Origin of the sequence: Streptomyces sp. NPDC002476, assembly GCF_042889785.1 — a bacterium.
Taxonomy (GTDB): Bacteria; Actinomycetota; Actinomycetes; order Streptomycetales; family Streptomycetaceae; genus Streptomyces.
In genome coordinates, this window is sequence record NZ_JBIARH010000017.1 from 132,564 (window position 1) to 154,850 (window position 22,287).

At 67.7% G+C, this 22,287-nt stretch carries 21 protein-coding genes; 9 read left to right on the forward strand and 12 right to left on the reverse strand.

Features of this window, described 5'->3' with window-relative positions; all coding sequences use genetic code 11:
- Positions 1–90: 90 nt before the first annotated feature.
- From ACFYXM_RS20845 to ACFYXM_RS20860, 4 genes are all read left to right on the forward strand, one after another.
- On the forward strand, positions 91–891 hold the full coding sequence (locus tag ACFYXM_RS20845; RefSeq protein ID WP_389291235.1) for an ABC transporter permease: 801 nt from the start codon (positions 91–93) through the stop codon (positions 889–891).
- Positions 884–1,753: an ABC transporter permease gene (locus ACFYXM_RS20850; protein ID WP_389291237.1), complete on the forward strand. Its 870-nt coding sequence runs from the start codon at positions 884–886 to the stop codon at positions 1,751–1,753. Before ACFYXM_RS20845 ends, ACFYXM_RS20850 begins: the two co-directional genes overlap by 8 nt.
- Before the next feature lie 334 nt (positions 1,754–2,087).
- Positions 2,088–3,137: an ATP-binding cassette domain-containing protein gene (locus ACFYXM_RS20855; RefSeq protein ID WP_389291239.1), complete on the forward strand. Its 1,050-nt coding sequence runs from the start codon at positions 2,088–2,090 to the stop codon at positions 3,135–3,137.
- Positions 3,138–3,191: 54 nt separating this feature from the next.
- Positions 3,192–3,881 carry a DUF1707 domain-containing protein gene (locus tag ACFYXM_RS20860; protein ID WP_389291275.1) on the forward strand — a complete coding sequence of 230 codons (690 nt, stop codon included), beginning with the start codon at positions 3,192–3,194 and terminating at the stop codon, positions 3,879–3,881.
- A gap of 150 nt (positions 3,882–4,031) precedes the next feature.
- Here ACFYXM_RS20860 and ACFYXM_RS20865 read toward each other — a convergent pair whose 3' ends face one another.
- Positions 4,032–5,477 (reverse strand): SGNH/GDSL hydrolase family protein, encoded by a 1,446-nt coding sequence (locus tag ACFYXM_RS20865; RefSeq protein ID WP_389291241.1) that lies wholly within the window; start codon positions 5,475–5,477, stop codon positions 4,032–4,034.
- A 143-nt stretch (positions 5,478–5,620) separates the two neighbouring features.
- On the opposite strand from ACFYXM_RS20865, the gene ACFYXM_RS20870 reads away from it, so the two are divergent.
- Positions 5,621–7,033, forward strand: a complete 1,413-nt coding sequence (locus ACFYXM_RS20870) for a DUF445 domain-containing protein (protein ID WP_389291243.1) — start codon at positions 5,621–5,623, stop codon at positions 7,031–7,033.
- Positions 7,034–7,323: 290 nt separating this feature from the next.
- Here ACFYXM_RS20870 and ACFYXM_RS20875 read toward each other — a convergent pair whose 3' ends face one another.
- The 5 genes from ACFYXM_RS20875 to ACFYXM_RS20895 form a co-directional block, all read right to left on the reverse strand.
- Entirely contained in the window at positions 7,324–7,632 is a 309-nt protein-coding gene (locus ACFYXM_RS20875; RefSeq protein ID WP_389291245.1) for a hypothetical protein, read from the reverse strand.
- 403 nt (positions 7,633–8,035) lie between these two features.
- Positions 8,036–9,079 carry a hypothetical protein gene (locus tag ACFYXM_RS20880; RefSeq protein ID WP_389291247.1) on the reverse strand — a complete coding sequence of 348 codons (1,044 nt, stop codon included), beginning with the start codon at positions 9,077–9,079 and terminating at the stop codon, positions 8,036–8,038.
- Between the two features lie 512 nt (positions 9,080–9,591).
- Entirely contained in the window at positions 9,592–10,149 is a 558-nt protein-coding gene (locus ACFYXM_RS20885) for a DinB family protein (protein ID WP_389291248.1), read from the reverse strand.
- Positions 10,150–10,191: 42 nt separating this feature from the next.
- Positions 10,192–11,421: an MFS transporter gene (locus ACFYXM_RS20890; RefSeq protein WP_389291249.1), complete on the reverse strand. Its 1,230-nt coding sequence runs from the start codon at positions 11,419–11,421 to the stop codon at positions 10,192–10,194.
- A gap of 83 nt (positions 11,422–11,504) precedes the next feature.
- A complete protein-coding gene (locus tag ACFYXM_RS20895; protein WP_389291251.1) occupies positions 11,505–11,834 on the reverse strand; it encodes an ArsR/SmtB family transcription factor in 330 nt (109 codons plus the stop codon).
- Between the two features lie 220 nt (positions 11,835–12,054).
- Here ACFYXM_RS20895 and ACFYXM_RS20900 point away from each other — a divergent pair, with 220 nt between their 5' ends.
- A complete protein-coding gene (locus ACFYXM_RS20900) occupies positions 12,055–12,810 on the forward strand; it encodes an LPXTG cell wall anchor domain-containing protein (RefSeq protein WP_389291253.1) in 756 nt (251 codons plus the stop codon).
- A gap of 203 nt (positions 12,811–13,013) precedes the next feature.
- Here the strand turns inward: ACFYXM_RS20900 and ACFYXM_RS20905 are convergent, their stop codons facing one another.
- From ACFYXM_RS20905 to ACFYXM_RS20915, 3 genes are all read right to left on the reverse strand, one after another.
- Positions 13,014–13,211, reverse strand: a complete 198-nt coding sequence (locus ACFYXM_RS20905; protein ID WP_389291255.1) for a DUF397 domain-containing protein — start codon at positions 13,209–13,211, stop codon at positions 13,014–13,016.
- A gap of 85 nt (positions 13,212–13,296) precedes the next feature.
- On the reverse strand, positions 13,297–13,488 hold the full coding sequence (locus ACFYXM_RS20910) for a DUF397 domain-containing protein (protein WP_351626626.1): 192 nt from the start codon (positions 13,486–13,488) through the stop codon (positions 13,297–13,299).
- Positions 13,485–14,333 carry a helix-turn-helix domain-containing protein gene (locus tag ACFYXM_RS20915; protein ID WP_389291258.1) on the reverse strand — a complete coding sequence of 283 codons (849 nt, stop codon included), beginning with the start codon at positions 14,331–14,333 and terminating at the stop codon, positions 13,485–13,487. Before ACFYXM_RS20915 ends, ACFYXM_RS20910 begins: the two co-directional genes overlap by 4 nt.
- Before the next feature lie 224 nt (positions 14,334–14,557).
- Between ACFYXM_RS20915 and ACFYXM_RS20920 the strand changes: the two genes are divergently transcribed.
- A complete protein-coding gene (locus ACFYXM_RS20920) occupies positions 14,558–15,178 on the forward strand; it encodes an ATP-binding protein (RefSeq protein ID WP_389291260.1) in 621 nt (206 codons plus the stop codon).
- A 318-nt stretch (positions 15,179–15,496) separates the two neighbouring features.
- Positions 15,497–16,471: a YDG/SRA domain-containing protein gene (locus ACFYXM_RS20925; protein ID WP_389291262.1), complete on the forward strand. Its 975-nt coding sequence runs from the start codon at positions 15,497–15,499 to the stop codon at positions 16,469–16,471.
- A gap of 5 nt (positions 16,472–16,476) precedes the next feature.
- Here the strand turns inward: ACFYXM_RS20925 and ACFYXM_RS20930 are convergent, their stop codons facing one another.
- The 3 genes from ACFYXM_RS20930 to ACFYXM_RS20940 form a co-directional block, all read right to left on the reverse strand.
- Positions 16,477–19,617, reverse strand: coding sequence for a DUF3427 domain-containing protein (locus tag ACFYXM_RS20930; RefSeq protein WP_389291263.1), 3,141 nt, complete (start codon positions 19,615–19,617; stop codon positions 16,477–16,479).
- A gap of 94 nt (positions 19,618–19,711) precedes the next feature.
- Complete coding sequence (locus tag ACFYXM_RS20935; protein ID WP_389291265.1) at positions 19,712–20,233, reverse strand: GNAT family N-acetyltransferase; 522 nt, start codon at positions 20,231–20,233, stop codon at positions 19,712–19,714.
- 85 nt (positions 20,234–20,318) lie between these two features.
- The gene (locus ACFYXM_RS20940; protein WP_389291266.1) at positions 20,319–21,320 is read right to left on the reverse strand and encodes an SEC-C domain-containing protein; all 1,002 of its coding nucleotides are present in this window, start codon (positions 21,318–21,320) and stop codon (positions 20,319–20,321) included.
- A gap of 87 nt (positions 21,321–21,407) precedes the next feature.
- On the opposite strand from ACFYXM_RS20940, the gene ACFYXM_RS20945 reads away from it, so the two are divergent.
- On the forward strand, positions 21,408–22,196 hold the full coding sequence (locus tag ACFYXM_RS20945; protein ID WP_389291268.1) for a class E sortase: 789 nt from the start codon (positions 21,408–21,410) through the stop codon (positions 22,194–22,196).
- Positions 22,197–22,287: the final 91 nt, after the last annotated feature.

A 22,287-nucleotide genomic window follows, 5' to 3' on the forward strand; every position in this document is an offset into this window, starting at 1 on the left:
AAGCGCTCGCGGCGACCGCCCACATGGGGCTAATGTCGTGCGCTTTGGTGCCTGACGGTGGCTCGGCACCCGGGTGACGGGAGCGATGAGGTGCGGTTGTACGCGGTGGTGGCGGCGGGCGGCTTCCGGCGCTACGCCACATATCGGACCGCCACGGCAGCGGGAGTGTTCACCAACACCGTTTTCGGTTTCATCATGACGTACACCTACGTGGCCCTGTGGGACGAGCGTCCGCGGCTCGGCGGGTACGACATGCCCCAGGCGCTCACCTACGTATGGCTGGGGCAGGCACTGCTGATGACCTGCGCCATGATGGGCGGCGGCTTCGAGGACGAACTGATCGAACGCATCCGGACGGGTGATGTGGCGGTCGACCTCTACCGTCCCGTGGACCTCCAACTGTGGTGGCTGGCGGGAGACTTGGGGCGCGCGGCCTTCCATCTGCTGGGTCGTGGTGCGGCGCCGATGCTGTTGGGTTCGCTCGCCTTCGAACTTGCTCTGCCGAACTCGCCGGTGGTCTGGTCGGCCTTTCTCGTCTCGGTGGCGCTCGGTGTCGTCGTCAGTTTCGCGATCCGCTATCTCGTGGCACTCTCCGCGTTCTGGCTGCTGGACGGGGCGGGGGTGTCGCAGATCACGTCCCTGGCCGGGCTGTTCTTCTCCGGGATGCTGCTGCCGCTGACACTGTTTCCCGGGGCGCTGGGCGAGGTGGCTCGGGTGTTGCCGTGGTCGTCACTGCTCCAGGTGCCGGCCGATGTGCTCCTCGGCAAGCACACGGGGTGGGGGCTGGTGAAGGCGTACGCGTTCCAGGGCGGCTGGGCGCTGGCGCTGCTGCTGGCGGGACGGCTGCTGCAGTCGGTGGCGACACGGAGGGTGGTGGTTCAGGGTGGCTGAGACGGCAGGGAGGGCCGGGACCGACCGGCCCGCGGTGGTGTTCGCCGAGCGGTCGCGGTTCGTCGAGGGGGTCCGGGCGTATGGGCTGATCGCGACGATGTGGCTGCGCTCGACCATGGCGTACCGGGCCTCGTTCGCGATGACGGCGTTCGGGAACTTCGCCGTGACGGCCTTCGACTTCGTCGCGATCATGCTGATGTTCTCGCACGTCGACGCGCTGGGCGGTTACTCGCTGCCGGAGATCGCCCTGCTGTACGGGGCCTCGGGCACCGCGTTCGGTCTCGCCGACCTGGTCACGGGCTCGATGGACCGGCTGGGGCGGCGGGTGCGCGACGGCACGCTGGACACGCTGCTGGTGCGACCGGTGCCGGTGCTGGCCCAGGTCGCGGCGGACCGGTTCGCGCTGCGCAGGCTGGGGCGCATCACGCAGGGCGTGCTGGTCCTCGGGTACGCGCTGGTGGTGCTGGACATCGAGTGGACACCGCTGAAGGTGGCGGTGGTCCCGCTGATGCTGCTGAGCGGGGCGGCGATCTTCGCGGCGGTGTTCGTGGCCGGGGCGGCGTTCCAGTTCGTCGCGCAGGACGCCTCCGAGGTGCAGAACTCCTTCACGTACGGCGGGAACACGCTGCTCCAGTACCCGCCGTCGATCTTCGCGAAGGACCTGGTGCGCGGGGTGACGTTCGTGGTGCCGCTGGCGTTCGTGAACTGGCTGCCCGCGCTGTACGTGCTGGGCCGGGAGTACCCGCTGGGGCTGCCGGAGTGGGTGGCGTTCCTGCCTCCGGCGGTGGCCGCCCTGTGCTGGGTGGGCGCGGGCCTGGCCTGGCGCAAGGGCCTGCGCGCGTACCGCAGCACGGGCAGTTGACCGGGATGCGGGGCGGGGACGGCACGAGGGGCGAAGGGGCGGGAGACGCAGGCCGAGAGGCGTGAGGCAGGAGCGGTACGGGGCGGACACGGACGCGGACACGGGTACGGGCGCGGACACAGCCGCAAGGGCCGGGACCGGGACACGGACAGGAACAGGGGTATCGGAGATGGACGCAGAGGCGGAGGCCGAGGCGGGGATGGCGGCGGGGGAGGGCACCCGCACGGGGGAAAGGGGCCGTCCCGGTGGCACTGTCGGCGCTGGGGCCGGTGCAGGAGCGGGTGCGAAGGCCGGGGGAGGGGCTGGTGGGATGGCCGGGGGAGGGGCTGGTGGGATGTCCGTTGGAAAGGCCACCGCCGAGGTCGTTGGAAAGTCCGGCACCGAGAACGGTGGAGAGGCCGACTTCATCGTGCTCGACAACGTCGAGAAGGTCTTCGACGTGCGCCGCAGGACCGGTTTCCTGCGGCGTGAACGCCGTCAGGTGCGGGCGGTCGATTCGATCAGCTTCCGTGTTCCGCGCGGCGAGATGGTCGGGTACATCGGCCCGAACGGTGCCGGCAAGTCGACCACGATCAAGATGCTGACCGGCATCCTCACCCCGAGCGGCGGCCGGCTGCGGGTGGCGGGCATCGACCCGTCCAGGGAGCGCACGAGGCTGGCGCACCGGATCGGTGTGGTGTTCGGCCAGCGCACCACGCTGTGGTGGGACCTGCCGCTGCGCGACTCGTACCGGCTGATGCACCGGATGTACCGGATTCCGGACGCCCGCTACCGCGAGAACCTGGACCGGTGCGTCGAACTCCTCGATCTGGGCGAGCTGTTGGACGTACCTGTACGGCAGCTGTCGTTGGGGCAGCGGATGCGTGGCGACATCGCGGCGGCTCTGCTGCACGATCCCGAGGTGCTGTACCTGGACGAACCGACGATCGGCCTCGATGTCGTCTCCAAGTCCAAGGTGCGTGGCTTTCTGCGGGACCTGAACGCGGAACGCGGTACGACGGTGCTGCTGACCACGCACGATCTGACCGACATCGAGCAGCTCTGCAAGCGTGTGATGGTGATCGATCACGGTCGGCTGATGTATGACGGCGCGCTGGCCGGGCTGCACGAGGCGGGGCGGAGCGAACGGATGCTGGTGGTCGACCTGGAGCGTGAACTCCCGCCCATCCGGCTGGAGTCGGCGCCCTTCGTGCGTACGGTGAAGGTGGAGGGGCCGCGTCAGTGGCTTTCCTTCCCGGCCTCGGAGTCGGCCGCGCCGTTGGTCGCCCGGATCGCCGCGGACCATCCGCTGGTCGACCTCTCGGTGCGGGAGCCCGACATCGAGGCGGTGATCGCGAAGATGTACGCGTCGGCCGACGGCGTGCGGGCGCATGTGGGCCGGTGACGGAGCCACGCGGGGTTCAATAGGCTGGACGGTATGACAAGTGAGCTTCCTGAAATGCGTGCCTCCGACGCCGAGCGTGAGCGCATCGCCGAGACCCTGCGCGAGGCGGTGGCCGAGGGCCGGCTGGAGATGGAGGAGTTCGAGCAGCGGCTCGACGCGGCTTACAAGGCGCGTACGCATAGGGAGTTGGAACCGCTCGTCCGGGATCTGCCGGCACCCGGCACCCAGGTGCGTCCGGTGGGTCGGGCCTCTGCGGCGACCGGTTCGGAGCTGCGCTGGGCGGACCGGATCGGCAAGCCGGCCACGTCGAGCGGCGGGTTCGCCCTCTGGGGCGGGTTCGGCCGCCGGGGCAACTGGACGGTGGGCCGGAAGTTCACCGGCTTCGCGATGTGGGGCGGCGGTGACATCGATCTGCGCGAGGCGAACTTCGAGGACCGCGAGGTGGTCATCCGCTGCTTCACGATCATGGGCGGCATCCATGTGACGGTTCCGCCGGAGCTGAACGTCGAGGTCAGAGGTATCGGCATCATGGGCGGCTTCGGGGAGAGTTCGAAGGACGAAGGCGTCCCGTCGCCGGACGCGCCTCGCGTGCGGATCACCGGGTTCGCGCTGATGGGCGGTGTCGGCGTGGAACGCAAGAGGAGCAAGGCGGAGAGGCAGCGGCTCAAGGAGGCGGAGCGGGAGCGGGAGTTGGGACGCGAGCGGGGGCGGCTGGAGAAGGGGGAGGGGCGGGACGGCTTTTAGGGGTCCTCGGGTTCCTTCGAGTTCCTTCTTCCGTTCGATCCCGTTCGATCCCGTTCGTTCTCGTTCGCTCCCGTTCGGCCTTCCTCGGGTCGCGTCGAGCGCGTTGTCCGAGTCGTAGCCGCGCAGGGGTGGGACGGGACCGCCCCGGCGTCAGAACGGGCCGCCGACGGGCTGCTGCCGGTGCGGCCACCCCGCCCCGCCGGCCGATTCCGCCAGGCCCACCGAGCCCGTCGGACCCGTCGGGCTCGCCGGGTCCATCAGGCTCACCAGATCCACCGACGAGCCCAGGCGCCGGTAGCCCGCGTCGTTCAGGTGGAGGTGGTCGCCGGAGTCGTAGGCGGGCAGCAGCCGGGCCGGGCGGTGCGGGTCGCGGGCCACCGCGTCGAAGTCGAGGACCGCGTCGAAGACCCCGCCCGCCCGGATCAGCTCGTTGACCTGTTCCCGTACGGCGTTCCGCGCGGGAGTCCATGTGCGGTACCCCTCGTACGGCATCAGCGTGGCTCCGACGACCCGCAGTCCGCGTGCGTGGGCGCGCAGGGTCAGGGAACGCAGGGCGTCCGCGATGCGTCGCGGGTCGGTCTCCTGCGGGTGTTTCTGCACGTCGTTGATGCCGAGGGCGATGACCACCGTCCGTATCCCGGCGATGTCCAGTGCGTCGCGGTCGAAGCGGGCGCTCGCACGCATGCCGGTGCCGTCGCGCAGCACGCGGTTGCCCGCGATGCCCGCGTTGACCACCCCGTACCGGCCCCGCAGCCGGTCGGCGAGCACGTCGGGCCAGCGGCTGTTCTTGTCGAGTGCGGAGCCGGTGCCGGCGGTGAGGGAGTCGCCGATGACCGCGATGGTTCCGGTGGCGGTCGTGGCGCGCACGTCGACGGTGGTGAGGTAGCGCCAGTCCGTGGTGCGCCGGACGCCCGTCCCGTCCTCCACGTACGACGTCTGGTGGCTGCGGGGGTGCGCGGTCACCGGGCCCTCGGCGGCGGGGGTACGCAGGGTGACGACGAGGTCGGAGTCGGCGGCGACCGGGACGACGACCGGATCGCTGACGACCTGTCCGCCCGCGGCGATCGTCACGGTCGTGGCGCCGCGGAACGTCACGGGGCGGGTGTCGACCGCGGCGTGGTCCACGACCAGCGGACGCGTACCGAAGAGGTTGGACACGGTGATGCGCGCCGCGTCTCCGCCGATGCTGGTGTGCACGATGTTGTGGATGGTGCGCCGGGCCGGGGCGCCGCCGGGGTACGTGTCGTCCACCCCGGCCGTGGGGGCCGCCGACCAGGTGGCGAGCCAGAGGCCGGTGGAACGTGCGGGTGCGGCCGGTACGGCCGAGGGAGTGGGCGTGGAGGACGCGGTCGAGGAAGCTGGTGCGGAGGGTGCGGCCGGTACGGCCGGGGCTACAGGTGAGGCGGAGGCGCGGATCAAGGGCTCGGCGGTCTGCTGGGGGTGCGTACCGGTGTCCGGGACGGAACGCGGCAGGGAGCCGGAGAACCACGGGGAACCGGGGAACAGCAGGGGACCGGCGGACGCCGCCCCGGCGGCGAGTGCGGCGGTGGCCGCCACGAGGGCGATGAGCGGGGCACGTCCCCGGATCCTGGGCATGGACGGTGTTTCTCCTCGTACGGGTAGGGCTGGTCCCATGATGAAGCAGACGTCGGGAACTCCACGTGCGGCGTGGGAGTAGGACAGACAGGCACAATGCGTACGGACACCGGGGGGTGATGCGTATGCGGACGGGTGGAGCGATGGAACGGACCGACGGAACCGGCGGGGCGGACGGGACGGGAGGGACCGGCGGCCCCGGGGAACGGGGCGCGGGGCGTCCGGGGCGTGCCCCGGAGCGGGTGGCGGGCGCGGCCCGTCCCGGACCGGGCGGCCGCCCGGCCCCACTCGCCTCGTTCGCGTACACCGCGGCCGACGAGGAGAAGCGGCGCGGTGTACGCCGGATGAAGGCCACGGCCACGGGCCTTCTGCTGCTGGTCGCGCTGGTGTATGTGCTGGCCACCTGGGCGGAGCACGCGGGAGTGAGCGGCTGGCCGGGCTACGTCGCCGCGGCCGCCGAGGCGGGGATGGTGGGCGCGCTGGCCGACTGGTTCGCCGTGACGGCGTTGTTCAAGCGTCCGCTGGGCCTGCCGATCCCGCACACCGCGATCATTCCCACCAAGAAGGACCAGCTCGGGCAGTCCCTGGGTTCCTTCGTCGGTGAGAACTTCCTCTCCGGCGACGTGGTGCGCAGCCGTATACACGCCCTCGGTATCGGCGGCCGGCTCGGCGCCTGGCTGGCCGAGCCCGCCCATGCCGGCCGGGTCACCGCCGAGCTGGCGACCGCGCTGCGCGGTGCGCTGACGGTGCTGCGCGACTCCGATGTGCAGGCCGTGGTGGGCGAGGCGATCACCCGGCGGGCGAACGCGGCGGAGATCGCGCCCGGGCTCGGCAAGATGCTGGAGAAGGTCGTCGCCGACGGCGGTCATCGCCGAGTGGTGGATCTGATCTGCGTACGGGCCCATGACTGGCTGGTGCTGCACGGCGACTCGGTGATGGAGGCGGTGCAGGGCGGGGCGCCCGGCTGGACCCCGCGGTTCGTCGACAAGCGGGTGGGGGAGCGCGTCTACAAGGAGCTGCTGCGTTTCGTCACGGAGATGCGGGACATGCCGGGGCATCCGGCGCGCGCCTCGATCGACACCTTCCTCACCGACTTCGCGGCCGACCTCCAGGCGGACTCGGACACCCGGGCGCGGGTGGAGCGGCTGAAGTCGGAGATCCTGGGGCGCGGTGAGGTGCAGGAGGTCATCGCGTCGGCCTGGGCGTCGGTCCGCGCGATGATCATCGCCGCGGCGGACGACGAGCAGAGCGAACTGCGGCTGCGGGCGCGGGCCTCGTTGCTGACGTTCGGCGCGCGGCTGGCGACGGACGGGCGGATGCAGGCCAAGCTGGAGGGCTGGCTGGAGGACGCGGCGGTCTATGTGGTGACGACGTACCGCGCGGAGATCACCTCACTGATCAGTGACACGGTCGCGAGCTGGGACGCGGAGCAGACGTCGAAGAAGATCGAGGCGCACATCGGCCGTGACCTGCAGTTCATCCGCATCAACGGCACGGTGGTGGGTGCGCTGGCGGGGCTGCTGATCCATACGGTGACGCGGGTGCTGGGGGCGTAGCCCGGCGGCGTCGCGGGCGGTGGTCGGGGGCCGGCGGTCTGTGATGAGCGGTCGGTGATGGGCGACGGCGGACGACGGCGGACGACCGGGCCCGGGGCGTGGTCCCGGGGGTGTACAACGGGCGGTCCGGGTGCGCCGGGCGGCTCGGACGGGCCGGGCCGGGGCGACTGGGGCGCCCCGGGATGCCCGTCCCCCGGGGACATACCGCTTCGGCGGCCCGGGGCATACCGATCGGGCGGCCGGGCCGTACCGCTCGCGGACCGCCCGGGCCGCGTCGCTTCCGGACGGTTTCAGCCGGAGCAGCGGCAGCGAGTGACCGCCAACGACGCCGCGGCCATGCCGCCCGCCACGGCGAAGACGGACGGCCAGGCGCCGATCTTCTTGGCCAGCGGGTGCGAACCGGCGAACGCGGCGACATAGGCGGCGGTCAGTCCGGCGGCCGCGCGCGGCCCGGCCTGCCGGTTCCACTCGTACGCGGCGACGCCGCCCGCTGCGGCGAGCGCGACCCCGCCCAGCGGACGCTTCTTGGTCCACCGTGCGACCGCGTACCCGCCGATCAGCCCGCTTGCCGCCACCGCCGCTGCCGGAACCTTCGCCATCGCAGCCACCTTCGCCTTCTCATCCGTGTTGTCCGGGCCGTCGGCCCGGGACTTCGAGGCTAACGCGGTCCGAGGGCATCCGGTCGCCGAGGGGGTGCACAGGCGTTCACAGCTTTCCGTGACCCACGACCACGATGCCCACGGACCATGGGACCACGGGACCACGGACTCACGACTTCTGCGGGGCGTCCAGGGCTTTCCACCGTGCCACGTACCGCACCACGTCACACACCGCGCTCGCCCTCGTCACGGATCCGGAGTACGGGCGTGACGAGGGCGAGCGCGGTGCAGGGTTCTCCCGGGCTTCCGAAGCTCCCGGGCTTCTGGGGCTTTCGGGCTTTTGAGGCTCCCGGATTTCCGAAGGCGCGCGGGAGAAGAACCGGTTGGTGGACCAGTCGGCTGCTCAGTTGGCGGGAGCCTGGTAGAGACCCCGGCCGGCGCGGTGGGCGCGGGAGGTGGCGACGAGCCGGTCGAGGGTGCTGCGCACGGTGTTGATGCTGCCGGGGGTGAGTTCACGCCCCAGAGCCTTCGTGACCTCGCGGGCGCGGACGGGGGTGTCGCCGAACGTGGACAGCACCTTGATGGCCATCTCGGTGAGGCTGCCGTTGTCGTCGGCGGCCGGCGCGGGAGCCGCGGTCTTCTTCGACGCCTTGGCCCTGGTCGGCTTGGCGTCCTTGGCGTCCTTCGCCGCCTTGGCGGCAACGGAGCTCTTGGCGGCAGCGGATTTCTTGGTGGAGGCAGAACCCTTGGTGGAGACGGAAACCTTGGCGGAAGCCGTCGCCTTGCTCGCTCCGAGCGTCTTGGTCGCGGAGGCCGGCTTGGCGGTCTTTGAACCCGCGGCCCTGGAGCCGGTGGCCTTCTTGGCCGTCTGCGCCTGCTCGTTCTTCGGCTTGGCCGCAGCCTGCTTACGACCCTTGGGCGCGGCCGCCTTACGGGCGGTGCGTCGCGCGGGTGCGGCGGCGGGGGCCGCCTCCTGCTCCGGCGCGGCTTCCGAACGTTCCTCCTCCGGAACCTCCGCCTGCACCTGCGACTCCTGCGACTCCTGCGACTCCTGCGAGCTCTGAGGATCCTGCGGGGCCTGTGCGGGGGTGACGGCGTCGACGGACTCCTGCGCCTGCTGCGGAATCAGAGGAGCGGCAGCACTCGCCGGTGCCTCGTCGGCCCCGTCGGTCGCACCGACCGCGGTGACGTCCGTGGCTTCGGCGTTCTCCTGCTTCGAGGCGGTCGTGGCCTCGATCGTCCGCGTCGCCGCGTCCGCAGACGGGAGGGCGGTGGAGGACAGCGCGCGCAGCGCCGTCAGTGCGGTGCGCACCGACTCCAGCCGCTCGGTGACGGCGGCGAGTTCGTTCTGAAGGTTCTGCTGGTGCTGCTCCAGGCGGGGAAGTTCCGCCTGCAACAGGGAAGTTGTGGCATCGATGGTGCCAAGCGTGCTGGTCTCGGGGGTCATGTTGTCGCCCTTCTCTCCCGGCCGACTGTTGGTGACTGATGTGGTGCAGCGTAAGGGGCGTTGTGTTGTGGCCGGAAATCGACGTTCGGTACAAACTGTCGGGCGCCCACCTTCGCGTTGACGGCCAGTCTCCTGAATTCCGCCGCCGTGCGCCCAGGAGCCGGCCAGGAGCCACTCGTTCGGCCGCATGGTGACGCCCGAGGAAGCGACATTACGGGGACCCTGGCGCACATGTCGTCACGCGAAGAGGTACGGGCCCGGAGCGAGGGTTGGTGCCTCGCTCCGGGCCCGTACCGGGCGGGTGTTCCCCGCCAAGGTGCCTGCTGCGACCCCATACCACGTGCGTGTATCCGCTCGCGCGTGCCACGTGCGTGTACCGCTCGCGCGTACCGCTGTCAGGCACGCCCGCGGCCAGTCGCCTTCCGTTCCGTCGCCGTCCGTAGCACCGTCGCCCGTACCACCGTCGCCCGTACCACCGTCGTGCGTACCCCTGCCGTCACGCCGCGTCCGGCTCAGTCCGCGCGGTTGCCGCGCGCGGCGGTCTCGACCATGTGCGTCGTGGTGCTGGCACCGTCCAACGCCTCGCGGATGATGTCGGCGTGCCCGCAGTGGTGCGCGATCTCCCGGAAGACGTGCAGCAGCACATGCCGAACGGTCCAGGTGATCGGCTCGGGTGCCCACGGAAACAACGGGAGCGTCAGGACCCGGTCGAGATCGGGCTCCTGCCGCACGGTGCGATCGAACTCCGCGGCCACCGTGTGGAAGGCGTCGAGCAGCCCGGCCAGGGTCTCGTTCCCGGCCACGCGGTTGCGGTCGGGGTCCAGCTCGCCCTGGCCGACCTCCGCGGGCCCCGTGCCGTCGATCACCGCGAGCCAGGTGCGCTGCATCTCGACGAGGTGTTTGACCAGACCGCCGAGCGTCAACTCGCTGACGGTGGTGGCGAGAGCGGCCTGTTCCTCGGTGATGTCCGTGAGCGTGTAGAGGAAGTTGCCGCGTTGATCCGCGACGATCGCCAGAAGATCCTCCCGCTCCCCGTCGCGGACATCCTCGCCACCCGTTGTCGTTCCCATGAGGCATCGCCCTTCGATCGGTTCCTGGCCCGCCCACCCTAGCTAGAAGGTCTCCCGCGAGGCCGTGGGCACCTTTCCGAGCATCGGCCCGGCAGGGTCGGGCAGCGCGGGGGTACGACGCGTGCCGATCCGGTCCATGCCCAGCCTCAGTCCCATGACCAGCACGGAGGCGACCGCGAACGCGGCCCCGGCCCAGGTGAGTTGGCGGGTTCCGTAGCCGCTCATGACCCATCCGCCGACGGCGGTTCCGACGGCGATGCCCAGGTTCGAGAACGAGATGAAGAGGCTGTTGCCGAACTCCGGGGCGTCGGCGGCGTCGCGTCCCAGCCAGCTCTGACTCACCACGAGCCCGCCCGAATGCACCGCGCCCCAGACGAGCACGGCCAACACCATCGGCGCGAACGACGGACCGACCGCGTACAGAAGCACATACACGACCAGACACAACACCGGATAGGCGACCGCAGTGCCTATGAGGCTGCGTCGCAACAAGCCACCGAAGGCGAAGTTCCCGGCGATCATCACGATGCCGAACGCCATCAGCATGGCACTGACCCACGTGCCGTCCATGTGCGTGACCTGTCCCAGGTACTCGGCGAAGTAGCCGTAGACCGAGAACATCGCCGCGAAGACGAGAACGACCGACACGATCGTCAGCCACGTACGTGATCGCCTGAGGATGCCCAACTGGGCCCCGTACGACATCCGTCGGCCGACGGGCATGGCCGGGACGAACCGCAGGATGCCGAGGAAGGCGGCCAGATTGACGAGCGCGGCGAACCAGAACGCCGACGCCAGGGACAGATGCTCGGCGAGATACGAACTCAGTGGCACACCGAAGGCGAATCCGACGGTCACCCCGCCGAACACGGTCGTCGTGGCCCGGGTCGTGTCCTCGGCGGGCACCATCCGCGCGGCGGTGGCCAGCGCGACGGCGAAGAACACCGGATGGAAGAGGGCGGGGACGATACGGAAGGCCAGCATCACCTCGTACTGCGAGGTGACCGCGTAGACGGCGTTCGACACGGCGAACACCGCGATCGCCGCGGCGAGCACCTTCTTGCGGTCGACACCGGAGGCCAGCAGCGTTGTGAACGGCCCGGACACCGCGATGACCAGGGCGAACACCCCCACCAGCCATCCCGCCGCGGACGGCGCGACGCCGAGCTCGGCCGAGACCTGGGGGAGCACGCCGACCATGCCCATCTCGGTGGTGATGATCCCGAACACGCCCAGGGCGAGCACCAGGACGGTGAGGGAGGTTCTCTTCATCGCAACCCTTTATCGAATCTAGAAAAGTAGATATGTTTGACCGTGCGGCGGCCGGTGCCGGGTATGAGGGGAGTTCGGGCGCCCTACAGGGCGTCCCGTACGTGCGCGGCGAACTCCGCGATCACGGCCTCGTTGCGCCGGTAGTACGTCCACTTGCCGATGCGTTCCGAGGCGAGCAGCCCCGCGTCCTTGAGTGTCTGCAGATAGCCGGACACGACGGACTGCGCCAGCCCGGAGCGCTTCTGGATGTCACCCACGCACACTCCGATGTGGAATCCGAGGCCCTGCTGCCGGTACGACGCCTCGTCGAAGTACTTTTCCGGCTCCTTCAGCCACTCCATGAACCGCAGGCGCGCGGGGTTGGCGAGTGCCTTGTGCACGGCCAGGGGGTCCATTGCTGTTCGCCTCTCCATACGGCAGACGGTACGCATCTAACTTTCCCGATATGTGGGGGGCGAGTCAAACCTTCGAAATCCGGCCAGAGGCTGGCCTGAATCGTTATGGGGAACTTATGGGGCGAGTTTCACTCTGCGTGACAGATGTGGTCAGAAGGTCTTTGACGGGTGCGTGTTGCCGAAGGATGGTGACGCAGTCCCCCCACGGTAGCCATCTCTTTCAACCGTTGGATTTCTCATGCGCACAGTTGCTTCCGCATGCACGCTTACGGCCGCCGCCACGGCAGCCCTGCTGCTTGCCCCTACGGCGTACGCCACCGCTCCCGGCGACAACGGCACCGTGAAGATCCACGATGCTGCGACGGGTGAGGAGCTCCGCAAGAACGAGCCTCACGTGTGCACCTTCTACCTCGACGCCTTCGGTTTCGACGCCGGCCAGGACATCGGCTGGCGCATCGAAGCCTGGCCCCCCACCGCCAAGGTCAAGGGTGAGATCGTGAAGTCCGGGTCTCTGGCGCTCGACGCCAAGGGCCACGGCCGTTCGCCGGACCAGTCCCTGCCCGACGGCCACTACAAGCTGTTCTGGAACTTCGACGGCGAGCACGGCAAGGCCAAGCACAAGGTCTTCTGGGTCGACTGCGAGGACAAGGGGAACCCGGGGGGCGGCGGGTCCGTCACCCCGCCCTCCCCGTCGGCGTCCCCCAGCCAGCCGGGCCCCGAGGGCCCGTCGGCGCCCCCCGGTGAGCCGGACCCCGAAGGCCCGTCCGCGTCGGCCACCCCGCCCGGCTCGACGCAGCCGACCGCGTCGCCCGCCACGTCCGCCCCTGAGGACTCCATCGCGAAGCCCTCGTCGTCGCCGTCCACCAAGAACGAAGGCGACCTCGCCGAGACCGGCACCGGCGCGCCGGTCGGCCTGCTCTCCGCAGCGGCTGCCGTGCTCGTCGCAGCGGGCGGTTTCCTGGTGATCCGCCGCCGCAAGGCCCAGCAGCACTGATCCACCCGCGTGGCCCCGCGCCACGTGACCGCTGAGCCTGTCTTGCACCCTCTGCCCGTGGTCAGCTCCATGTCTGACCACGGGCTTTGAGCTTCACGGCGGGCCTGTCCGATCGTTGACTGACCACGTATCCGAGTTCGGGGCGGGCGCGTTGATGCCGTTATGAGGCAAGGCGGGTGCTCAGGTTCGCGGGAACCAGTCGGTCAGTTGTCGAATCGCTGATGGCGTACAGCGGTGAGGAAATCTGTCCACGATGCGTTGCTGAACGTCAGTACTGGGCCGTCGGGAGCCTTTGAATCGCGGACCGCAGCCGCATGCGGGAGGTGGGCGGCCTCAACGCACTCGGTTGTGTTCGCTCCGCTGTATGACGACTTGAACCAGTGTGCCCGTTCGTGTTCCATCACGGCTCCCCCAGGCTTGACTCAGGAGCGCGGCAGACAAGTTGATGCCACATGCCTGCGTGTGCGCAGGTACTCGAATGCTGGCCTATTGGGCGCGCAGAGAGGTGACGAACCGCGCCCACGAGCCGTGACGTACCGCAATATGAGACCCGCTGGGCCACTTGGAGTCCCGTATGCCGACCATCGAGTGCAAGTCCGCGACCTCGACGCATTCGCCCCCAGCACCGTTGCTGTAACTGCTCCTCCGCCACTGGACCGCTATCGGAGGCTGGTTCATTGTGCGTGCTCCTTCATGACGGAACGGATCAGCGCAACTGATCTCTGCGGGCTCAAGGAAAGGGCCCTGAGGTGGTCGAACGCCCGCGTGTAGACGCTGACGTCTCCCGGGAGCTCCAAGTAGATCGAGTCCGTGAGGCCCTCTCGGTACACCAGGTCGGGGTCCTCCTGCTCGGGGAATCCGAGCACGGTGAAGGGCCCGGTGGTGGGGTACGCGCCAGCATCGTACGGCAGTACCTGCACCGTCACATTCCTCAACTTCGCCATCTCCAGCATATGTTCGAGTTGGGCGACCATGACCTTCCGATTGCCCATCACATGCATGAGCGCACTCTGGTGGATCACGGACCAGAAGTCGGGACCCTTCGGCTCCAGCAGGAGCCGTTGACGGCGCATCCGTACGTCGACAAGCCGTTGGATCTCGTCATGGGGGAGACCTGGCGTGACACGGCTCATCTCGGTGGCGTACTCGGCGGTCTGAAGTAGACCGGGCACGAACTCGCCCTGGTAGGTGCGCATGCTGCATGCCGCTTGTTCCAGGCCCACGTAGACCGAGAACCAGGCGGGAATCGCATCGCCGTGAGCGTGCCACCAGCCCTTGGTTTTGGAATCCTTCGCAAGAGAGCGCAGTAGGTCGCGCATGTCGTCGGGGGTGCCGTAGAAGCGGCAGAGCGCGTCCACGTCCGAAGGCTGAACACGCCCCTGCCCGGTCTCCAGGCGATTGACCTTGGAGCCGCTCCAATCGAGCTCCTTACCGACTTGGTTGCAGGTCAGACCGCTTTCTTCGCGAAGCTTCTTCAGCTCGATCGCGAGACGTCGGCGGCGGGCTGTGGGTGAACCGGCCACGTCAATACCTCTTCCAATAGCGGGGGTTACATCCCATCGGAAGCGTCCGTGATCGCCAATCACCCTATGGAGGGAATCTCTCCGTGCACATTGCATATCGGGATGTGAGGTTGGCATTCTCTCAGTCGTGACAACTGTGAGTCATGGCATCTCACGCACGGTGAGGTGTGGCGGTTCGGTCGCGTGAAAGGCGTGTGCTCGTGGTGAACAGAAGCGGCGGTTGCATGACACGGAAGCCCTGGGAGTTGCCGTTCTTGGCAGAGCCCGAAGGGGTTGCCGGACTGAGGCGCCTCCTGCGACTGCACCTGCGGTTGTGGGGTCTGTTGGACGTGGCAGACGCCGCCGAGGTCTGCGTGAGCGAACTTGTGGCGAATGTGATCAGGCATGTCGGTGTGGGTACGCCGAGCACGCTTGTGGTCGAGATGAACGGCACGTACCTACGGGTCGCACTTCGTGACCCGGACGCCCGGGCCCTTCCCACACTGCTGTCCGCCGGCCCGGACGAAGAGTCGGGGCGTGGACTGGTGATGCTGGAAGCCGTGTCGGAACGGTGGGGCGTGATTCTTGGAGTGGAGTCCAAGCTGGTCTGGTGCGACCTGGCCACGCCCCTGGTTTCGTCCGGCGGTCACATCGATGATCCGAGGGTCGTCAAGAGCGAAGCATGCCTGACGCTCTACGCGGGCGGCGCGGCGGCGGAGAATACCGGGGTGGGGCGAGTAGGCGTCGTGTTCCGGGAGGAGGTGGCGATCGATCTGATCGCCGACCTTCTTCGCTGGCTTCGGGCGCATGGATACGACCCGGACGACGCTTTGGATCGCGCTCAGGTGCATTTTGAAGCGGGTTGACGATGGAACTGGCGTTGCGTTCTGGCTCGGCGACTGCCGGGTCGGAACGCATGTCATCCCTCGCCTTGGGGCGAGGGAGCGGCACTTTGCTGGAAAGTGAGGAGCACTTCACAAAGGTGAGCGTGGTGCCCGGCTGAGAGGCGGCACCTGAACGTCGAAGCGTCCGAGATGGCCCCGCTCCTGGTCGCGTGCAGGCCCGCTGGTTCATCCGGTAACCGTTGGTCGATTTTAGGCCAAGCCTGGGATGGATCAGGCCACTTGGCGCTGTGTGCTGGCGTGAGTGAGCACACGTGATCGAATTTTCGCAAGCATGCTCACATGGTTGCGTACAGAGCTTTCTTCGGGCATGTGGACGGGTGTCTTCCGGGCGCCCATTTTGAATCCAGACAAGCTGTTAAGGAGGCCAAGCTCCACAAGGAACGTGAGGCGGGAATCTCCTGGGGGCTTGATGTGGAGGGGGAGCGAGTTGCTGACGCAATCGTGCTCAATCAGGGCTACGATGATGATCTCGACAAATGGGATGAAGTCATCTATACGGGTGCTGGAGGGCGGGACCGTAACACTGGTCGGCAGGTAGAGGATCAGACATGGGGGAACCGGGGGAATGCCGCCCTTCGGAGGAGTCGAATATCGGGTAACCCCATACGGGTTATCCGTGGCAGTGAAGGCGAACGGGACTACTCGCCTGTCAGCGGGTACCGATACGATGGCCTCTATCAGGTCGTTGGAGAGTGGACGGAAGCCGGCAGGGCGGGTTTTCGGATCTGTCGATTTAGGTTGCTTCGCCTCCCCGCTGGGAGGCAGGAACTCACGTCTCTAGAGAAGCAGGTCCGAGACCTTATCGCTCAGCAAGGGCATAGTGGCGCTGTCGAGTCTGATGCTGATGAGCCTGAGCGGGATACGCGCCGCAAAGCGATTACGGTCGAGCGTATTGTCCGGGACACGGCTGTTGTGCGCCGGGTCAAAGAATGGCATAGCTATGCGTGTCAGGTCTGCGGTCTGGCGCTCACGGTCGGGGCTGATGGTAAAAGCTATGCCGAGGGGGCGCACATACAAGCGCTCGGGGGTTCAGATGGGGGCCCCGACATTGAAGCGAATGTTCTGTGTCTATGCCCAAATTGTCATGTCAGGCTTGACCGTGGCGCCCTTTACCTGACCGATAATCTCCATGTGGTAGATCGCTATGCCAGTAGTCCGGACTCGCGACCGGTTCCGCTGAGAACCGTGGTGCAGCATCGCGTTGGAGAACGCTTCCTCCGGGCTCATCGTCGCTTCTGGCGCATAAGCGATTGAGGATGCTAACCCGCAGCGATCGCTGAGTACGTCCAGACGTCAGCTGGCATCTCGTGGCGCAGATTCCAGAGGATCCCCATAGGCTTGCTTCCCTTGTGCTCAATGTATTCGGCGGGCCCCAGGAGTATCCACGGCTGGGGCCCGCCGATGTCCGTCTTCTTGTAACGGCGGACGAAGAGAAGGACGTGGCTGCCCTTCTCCTTGTGGGTCTGGTAGCGGATGCCGGTGGGGGATGTTTCTGACGTCTGGTTCTGAGACTCCCAATGGAAAAGGGAATCGTTTCGGGCGTAGTCCTTGTAGCGAGTCTCTGGAGAAAAGTCCTTCTCATCCTTTTCGAGAGTGATGAGTAGTGCGTCGGTCTGTATGTTCTCGCACCACTTCACACCTTCGCGGAAGTGCCCCGGAAAGAAGCCGTGGATGGAGGACTGTCCCAGGGCGGGAAGGATCTCTTCTCGGCTGTATGAGGCATGAACTGTCAGAGGGAGTCGTGCCAGCGTGCCGAGCAGCGGCACGGGAACATGGTCGGCCTGCTTCAAGACGTGGGCGAGGACTTGGCGAAGTTCGTCGCGGAAGGCGTGCTGAGGGCGAAGGGTATCGAAGCCCTCCTGGTAGCTGCTGAAGCCGCCGCCCAACGGCCACAATGAGAAGAAGAACATGCGGGCGTAGGCCTGCTCTTGCTCGCTGAGCTCTTCGTACGTGGGGGAATCGTCGGAAAGGATCCTGCTGTACGCAGTGACTCGGGTTGGATCATCGACGTGGAGAAACGCCGATACGCGCTTCAGTAGCGGTGTTTCCCCTTCGGGTCCTGTCTGCGGAAGGAGCTTGGCTCGGCGAAGTAGACCCGTCCAGGAGTTCCCGTTGCCCCGATAGAGCTCCTTGAGTTCTCGACCGCTCTCCTTCAGGTAGTCAGCTAGGCGAGGTTCGGCGTATGCGGCGACCTCGCGAGCGAGCTGGGTGACATTGATGCTGATTTGGCTCCGAATATTGTCAATGATCAGTTCCTTGGCCTTCGACTCAAGGACGATCTGACAGCCCGACGGCAGCTGGGGGAAATCCTGCTCGATGTTGGCGAGCAGGCGATTACGCGTGAGGTTGGTCAGTGCGCGGAACTGCTCCTCGAAGCGGAACTCCTTGCGGTGCTGGCCGATGAAGTCCAGGATAGTGAGAACGGCCTTGTCCTCGGTTCGGCGCAGGCCTCGTCCCAGCTGCTGGAGGAACACGGTGGCGCTGGACGTGGGACGCAGGAGGAGCAAGGTGTCGACGTCCGGGATGTCGAGCCCCTCATTGAACAGGTCTACAGAGAAGATGATCTGGAGCGTGCCTGCCTTGAGCTGATGCAGGGCTTCCTTGCGTTCATGGCGTGAGGTTTCGCCGGACAGGGCGACGGCATTGAGGCCCGCTCGCCGGAAGAACTCGGCCATGAAGGCTGCATGCGCAACTGACACGCAGAAGCCCAACGCGCGCATCGAGGCCGGGTCAGAAACCTTGTCCCTCACGGCCTGCACGACGAGCCTGGCTCGTGCATCATTGCCGGTGAAGAGGTTACTCAGGGCCGCAGTGTCGTACGCTCCTCGCTTCCAAGTGATGGAACTCATGTCGGTGTTGTCGGTGACACCGAAGTAATGGAAGGGGCTGAGCAGGTCGTTTTCTAGAGCCTCCCAAAGGCGCATCTCTGCTGCGATCCGCCCGTCAAAGAACTCATCCTGGATGTTGAGCCCATCCATGCGTTCTGGGGTGGCGGTGAGTCCCAGCAATTCCTTGGGCTCGAAGTGATCGAGAATCCTGCGGTACGTGGGGGATGTGCCGTGATGAAATTCGTCGATCACGATGATGTCGAAATGGTCCGGGGTAAAGCGTTCCAGCGCATGTGAGTTGAGCGACTGGACACTTGCGAACACATGCGTCCAGCTGTCGGGAATCTCACCGCCAACGAAGAGCTCGCCGAAGTTCGCGTCAATCAGTACGTTCTGGTAGACGCGCAGAGACTGCTCCAGGATCTCTTTGCGATGGGCGACGAAGAGCAGTCGGGGGTCGTGGTCAAATGTCGGTCGAAGGCGCTTGAAGTCCAGCGCTGCCATCACCGTTTTGCCAGTTCCAGTCGCGGCAACGAGGAGGTTGTAGTTCCGGCCGTGGACAGTGCGTTCCACTTCGAGACGTTCCAGCATGTCACGCTGATGCGGATAGGGGCGAACTTCGAGACCAGAGAGTGTGATGGTGGTGCGACCGTTCCGGTTGGATCCGCCTGCCTGAGACAGTGCATCGTCGAGTCTCTGCGCGTCGTTGTCGGGATCGTACGGCTCAAAGGAGCGCTCACTCCAGTACGCGTCGAATGTCGCCTCGAACTTGCGTAGAACGGATGGTGTGGCAACCGACGACAGCCGAACGTTCCATTCGAGCCCGTCGAGAAGCGCCGCCTTGGATAGGTTGGAGCTACCTACATACGCCGTGTCGAAGCCGCTTTCGCGACGGAAGAGCCAGGCCTTGGCATGCAGTCGTGTCGAGCGAAGTTCGTAGTTGACCTTCACCTCGGCTCCGAACTCGCGAGTCAGACGATCCAGCGCCCGACGCTCCGTGGCTCCTATGTAGGTCGTTGTCAGCACACGGATGGGTACACCCCGGTCGCGCGCGGAGGAAAGCGATTTTTCTAGGACTCGTAGTCCGTGCCACTTCACAAAGGCGCAGAGGAGGTCAACGCTATCTGCCGTGGCCAACTCGGCACGCAACTCAAACCCCAGGCTTGGGTCGTCGGGCGAGTTGGTGATCAGTGCCGTCTCGGAGAGAGGCGTCGCTGGCCGGATTGCGTAGACACCAGGAGCCTCTTGTTCTGCCACTGCAAGCAGTTGTCGGGGGCCCTCGGCGACGAGATCAGCCCACTCGGTCGCGCCTTCGATAGTGTTGAGCGAATCCAGGATGTGGTTGGTGGCGGCCACTTGCTCCGCAGGTGAGAGCCCCTGGAGGGCCTGTCGCACGACGTTTCCGATGTGTCGTGACAGCACATAGGGCACAGATTCAGCGCCGACCACCCCATCGATGGACTGCCAGACGGTCGAGTCGAGCTGGTTCATGCGTTCTTCGAGGCGATGGGTGATCAGTGTCTCGTAGAGCCCAGCAACCGGGGCCGTGTTACGTGCAAAGTCGTTGGGCATGACCGAGTCCCCTCATCTCGCCGCTTACGCCTGTAGTTGTATCAAGGGGGACTGACAGGCTGTGGATGTTCACATGGCTTTGCTGGGGCCTTCACTACTGAGTCTTGACTTCGGAACCCCGATTCAAGTCACGCACATACCCCAGCCCCGCCCGTCCGCCCAGCAGGAGCTCCTCGCCGGTCGGGGTGAAGCCGGTGCGGGTGAGGACGGCTCGGGAGGCGGGGTTGTCGAGGGTCGTGGCGGCGCGGAGGGTGGTGAGGCCGTACTCCTCGGCGGCCAGGGTGCACAGGTGGCGGATGGTGGTCGTGGCGAGGCCGCGGCCGGTGGCCTTCTCGGCTACGCGGTAGCCGAGTTCGGCGGAGCCGTCGGCGATGTCGATCAGGTTGAAGCGGCCCAGGATCTCCCCGCGGGTGGTGGGGTCGGTGGACACCAGGACGTGGAAGTGGCAGGTTCCCGCGGCCTGTTCGGCGAGCAGGGCGGCGTGGCGGGTGTCGAAGTGGGTGAAGTAGTCGTCGCCGCGATCCGGCACCGAGGCGGCGAAGTAGGCGCGGTTCTCCCGCTCGAAGGCGAGGAGGGCCGGGGCGTGATCGGGGCGGAGGCGTCGGAGTTCGGGCATGGGGGGAGGGTACGTGGCCCGGGGCAGGGGATCGCGCGGTTTCCGGGACCCGCCGCGCAGGGCGACGGGGCCCGGACCCTTCCGGTCATTCGGCCCCGTGGCACTCGCGGTAGGGGCGGTCCGAGCCGCACCAGCAGGGGGCGTTGCGGGCCGGGGGCCAGGGGACGGCGCGGCCGCGGGCGGCGAGGGTGGTGGCGTACTGGGGGAGGAGGTCCGGGTCGGCCGGGGAGGCGGCCTCCGACGCGGCGAACGCCTCGTACGAGGGGACGGTGCCGGCGACGATGCCCAGGTTCGGCGTGCCGGCCTGGTGGAGGTCGCGGAGGGCGGCCTCCAGGCGGGCGAGGTGGTCGGCGTGGGAGGGGTACTCGGAGCGCAGGTTCGGGTATGCGGCGAGGAGTTCGTCGAGTTCGTGGGCCGGCCAGTGCAGCATCGCCACCGGGAACGGGCGGGACAGCGCGGTGCGGTAGGTGCCCAGTTCGGCGCGGAGGCGGATGATCTCGGCCCGGAGCTCGCCGGGGTCGGAGGAGCCCAGCGCCCACAGCCGCTTCGGGTCGTGGAGCTCGTCCAGCGGTACGGAGGCCGTGTGGACGGCGTCCGCCAACTCGTCCCACACGTCGTGGTCGGCGCCCATCAGCCGACGGACGCGGTGGCGGCCGATCAGCAGCGACTGCGTGGCGTACGGGACCTCCTCGCCCGGTGTCAGCAGGAGGGTCAGCGCGGTCGTGAAGCAGTCGTGGGCCGCGTCCAGTTCGTCGTGGGATTCGAAGGTCTCCGCCGCGATCTCCCAGGGAGCCGGGTCGAGCGGTCGCGCGGTACGGACACCGTCCAGGATCGCGCGGGCCTCCGCCTCGTGGCCGTACTCCCACAGGTTGGCCGCGTTGAGCGCCTTGACCAGGTGCGGGTGGTCGAGGGCGGGGGAGCCGAGCAGGTCCTCGTAGAGGGTGGTGGCACGGGCGCGGTCGCCGGCGAGTTCCAGATGGGCCGCGGCCTGGAGAAGAAGCGGCTCACGGTCCTCGGGATAGCGCTCCGCGGTGCGCAGCAGGCGTTCGGCTTCGGTGGTGTGGTCGGCAGGCGTGTCGGGGCGCATGAACCACACGGTACTGCGGCGCGCCGCGTGGACGGAGAGTTGTTCCGACCCTGGAGAGTTACGGGGCCGGGCCCTATCGTGCGGGCCGTGCGGGAGCGGATACCGGTGGTGGTGCAGCACGGCGCACGGGGGCGCAGGGCCGTGGCGCGTGTTCTCTGGACGGCGGCCGAGGCGGTGGTGACCCTCGGCGTCGTCCTGTTGTTGCTCGTTGTTCATCAGCTGTGGTGGACCAACCGGCAGGCCCGCGCCGACGCCGAGCACGAGGTGCGGGCCCTGCGGAAGACGTGGCAGGAGCCGCAGGAGCCGGAGAGGACGAGGGGCAGAGGGGGAGACCGGGACTCGGGGAGCGGTGACGGGCCGGACGGCGGCGCGGGCTCCGGAGGCCGTACGTCCCAGGGGCGCACCGCGCCCGCCGGGCCCCGGTGGGACCAGGCGTACGCCGTCATCCGCATTCCCAGGATCGGGCTCGTGGCACCCGTCGCCCAGGGCATCGGCAAGCGCGGCGTGCTCGACAAGGGATACGTCGGGCACTACCCGCGGACCGCGCAGCCCGGTGAGGCGGGCAACTTCGCGCTCGCCGGACACCGCAACACCCACGGCGAGCCCTTTCGGTACATCGACCGCCTGCGCCGCGGCGACGTGATCGGCATCGAGACCCGGGACGCCGTGTACACGTACACCGTCGACCGGACGCTCGCGCGGACCAGTCCTCGCGACAGCGGTGTCATCGCGCCCGTTCCGCGCAGCGGGGTGAAGCCGGGCGCCGGGTACACCGCGGCCGGCTCCTATGTGACGCTCACCACCTGTACGCCCGAGTTCACCTCCCGGTACCGGCTCGTGGTGTGGGGGAGGCTCGCCGACGTGCGGGTTCGTTGACATCCTCGCCCCCGTGAACGAGGGCGATTCCCGTCTACCGCGCCGTTGAAGGCTGCGGTGTCGGGTGGGTTCCCGCTTCGCTGCGCGGTGC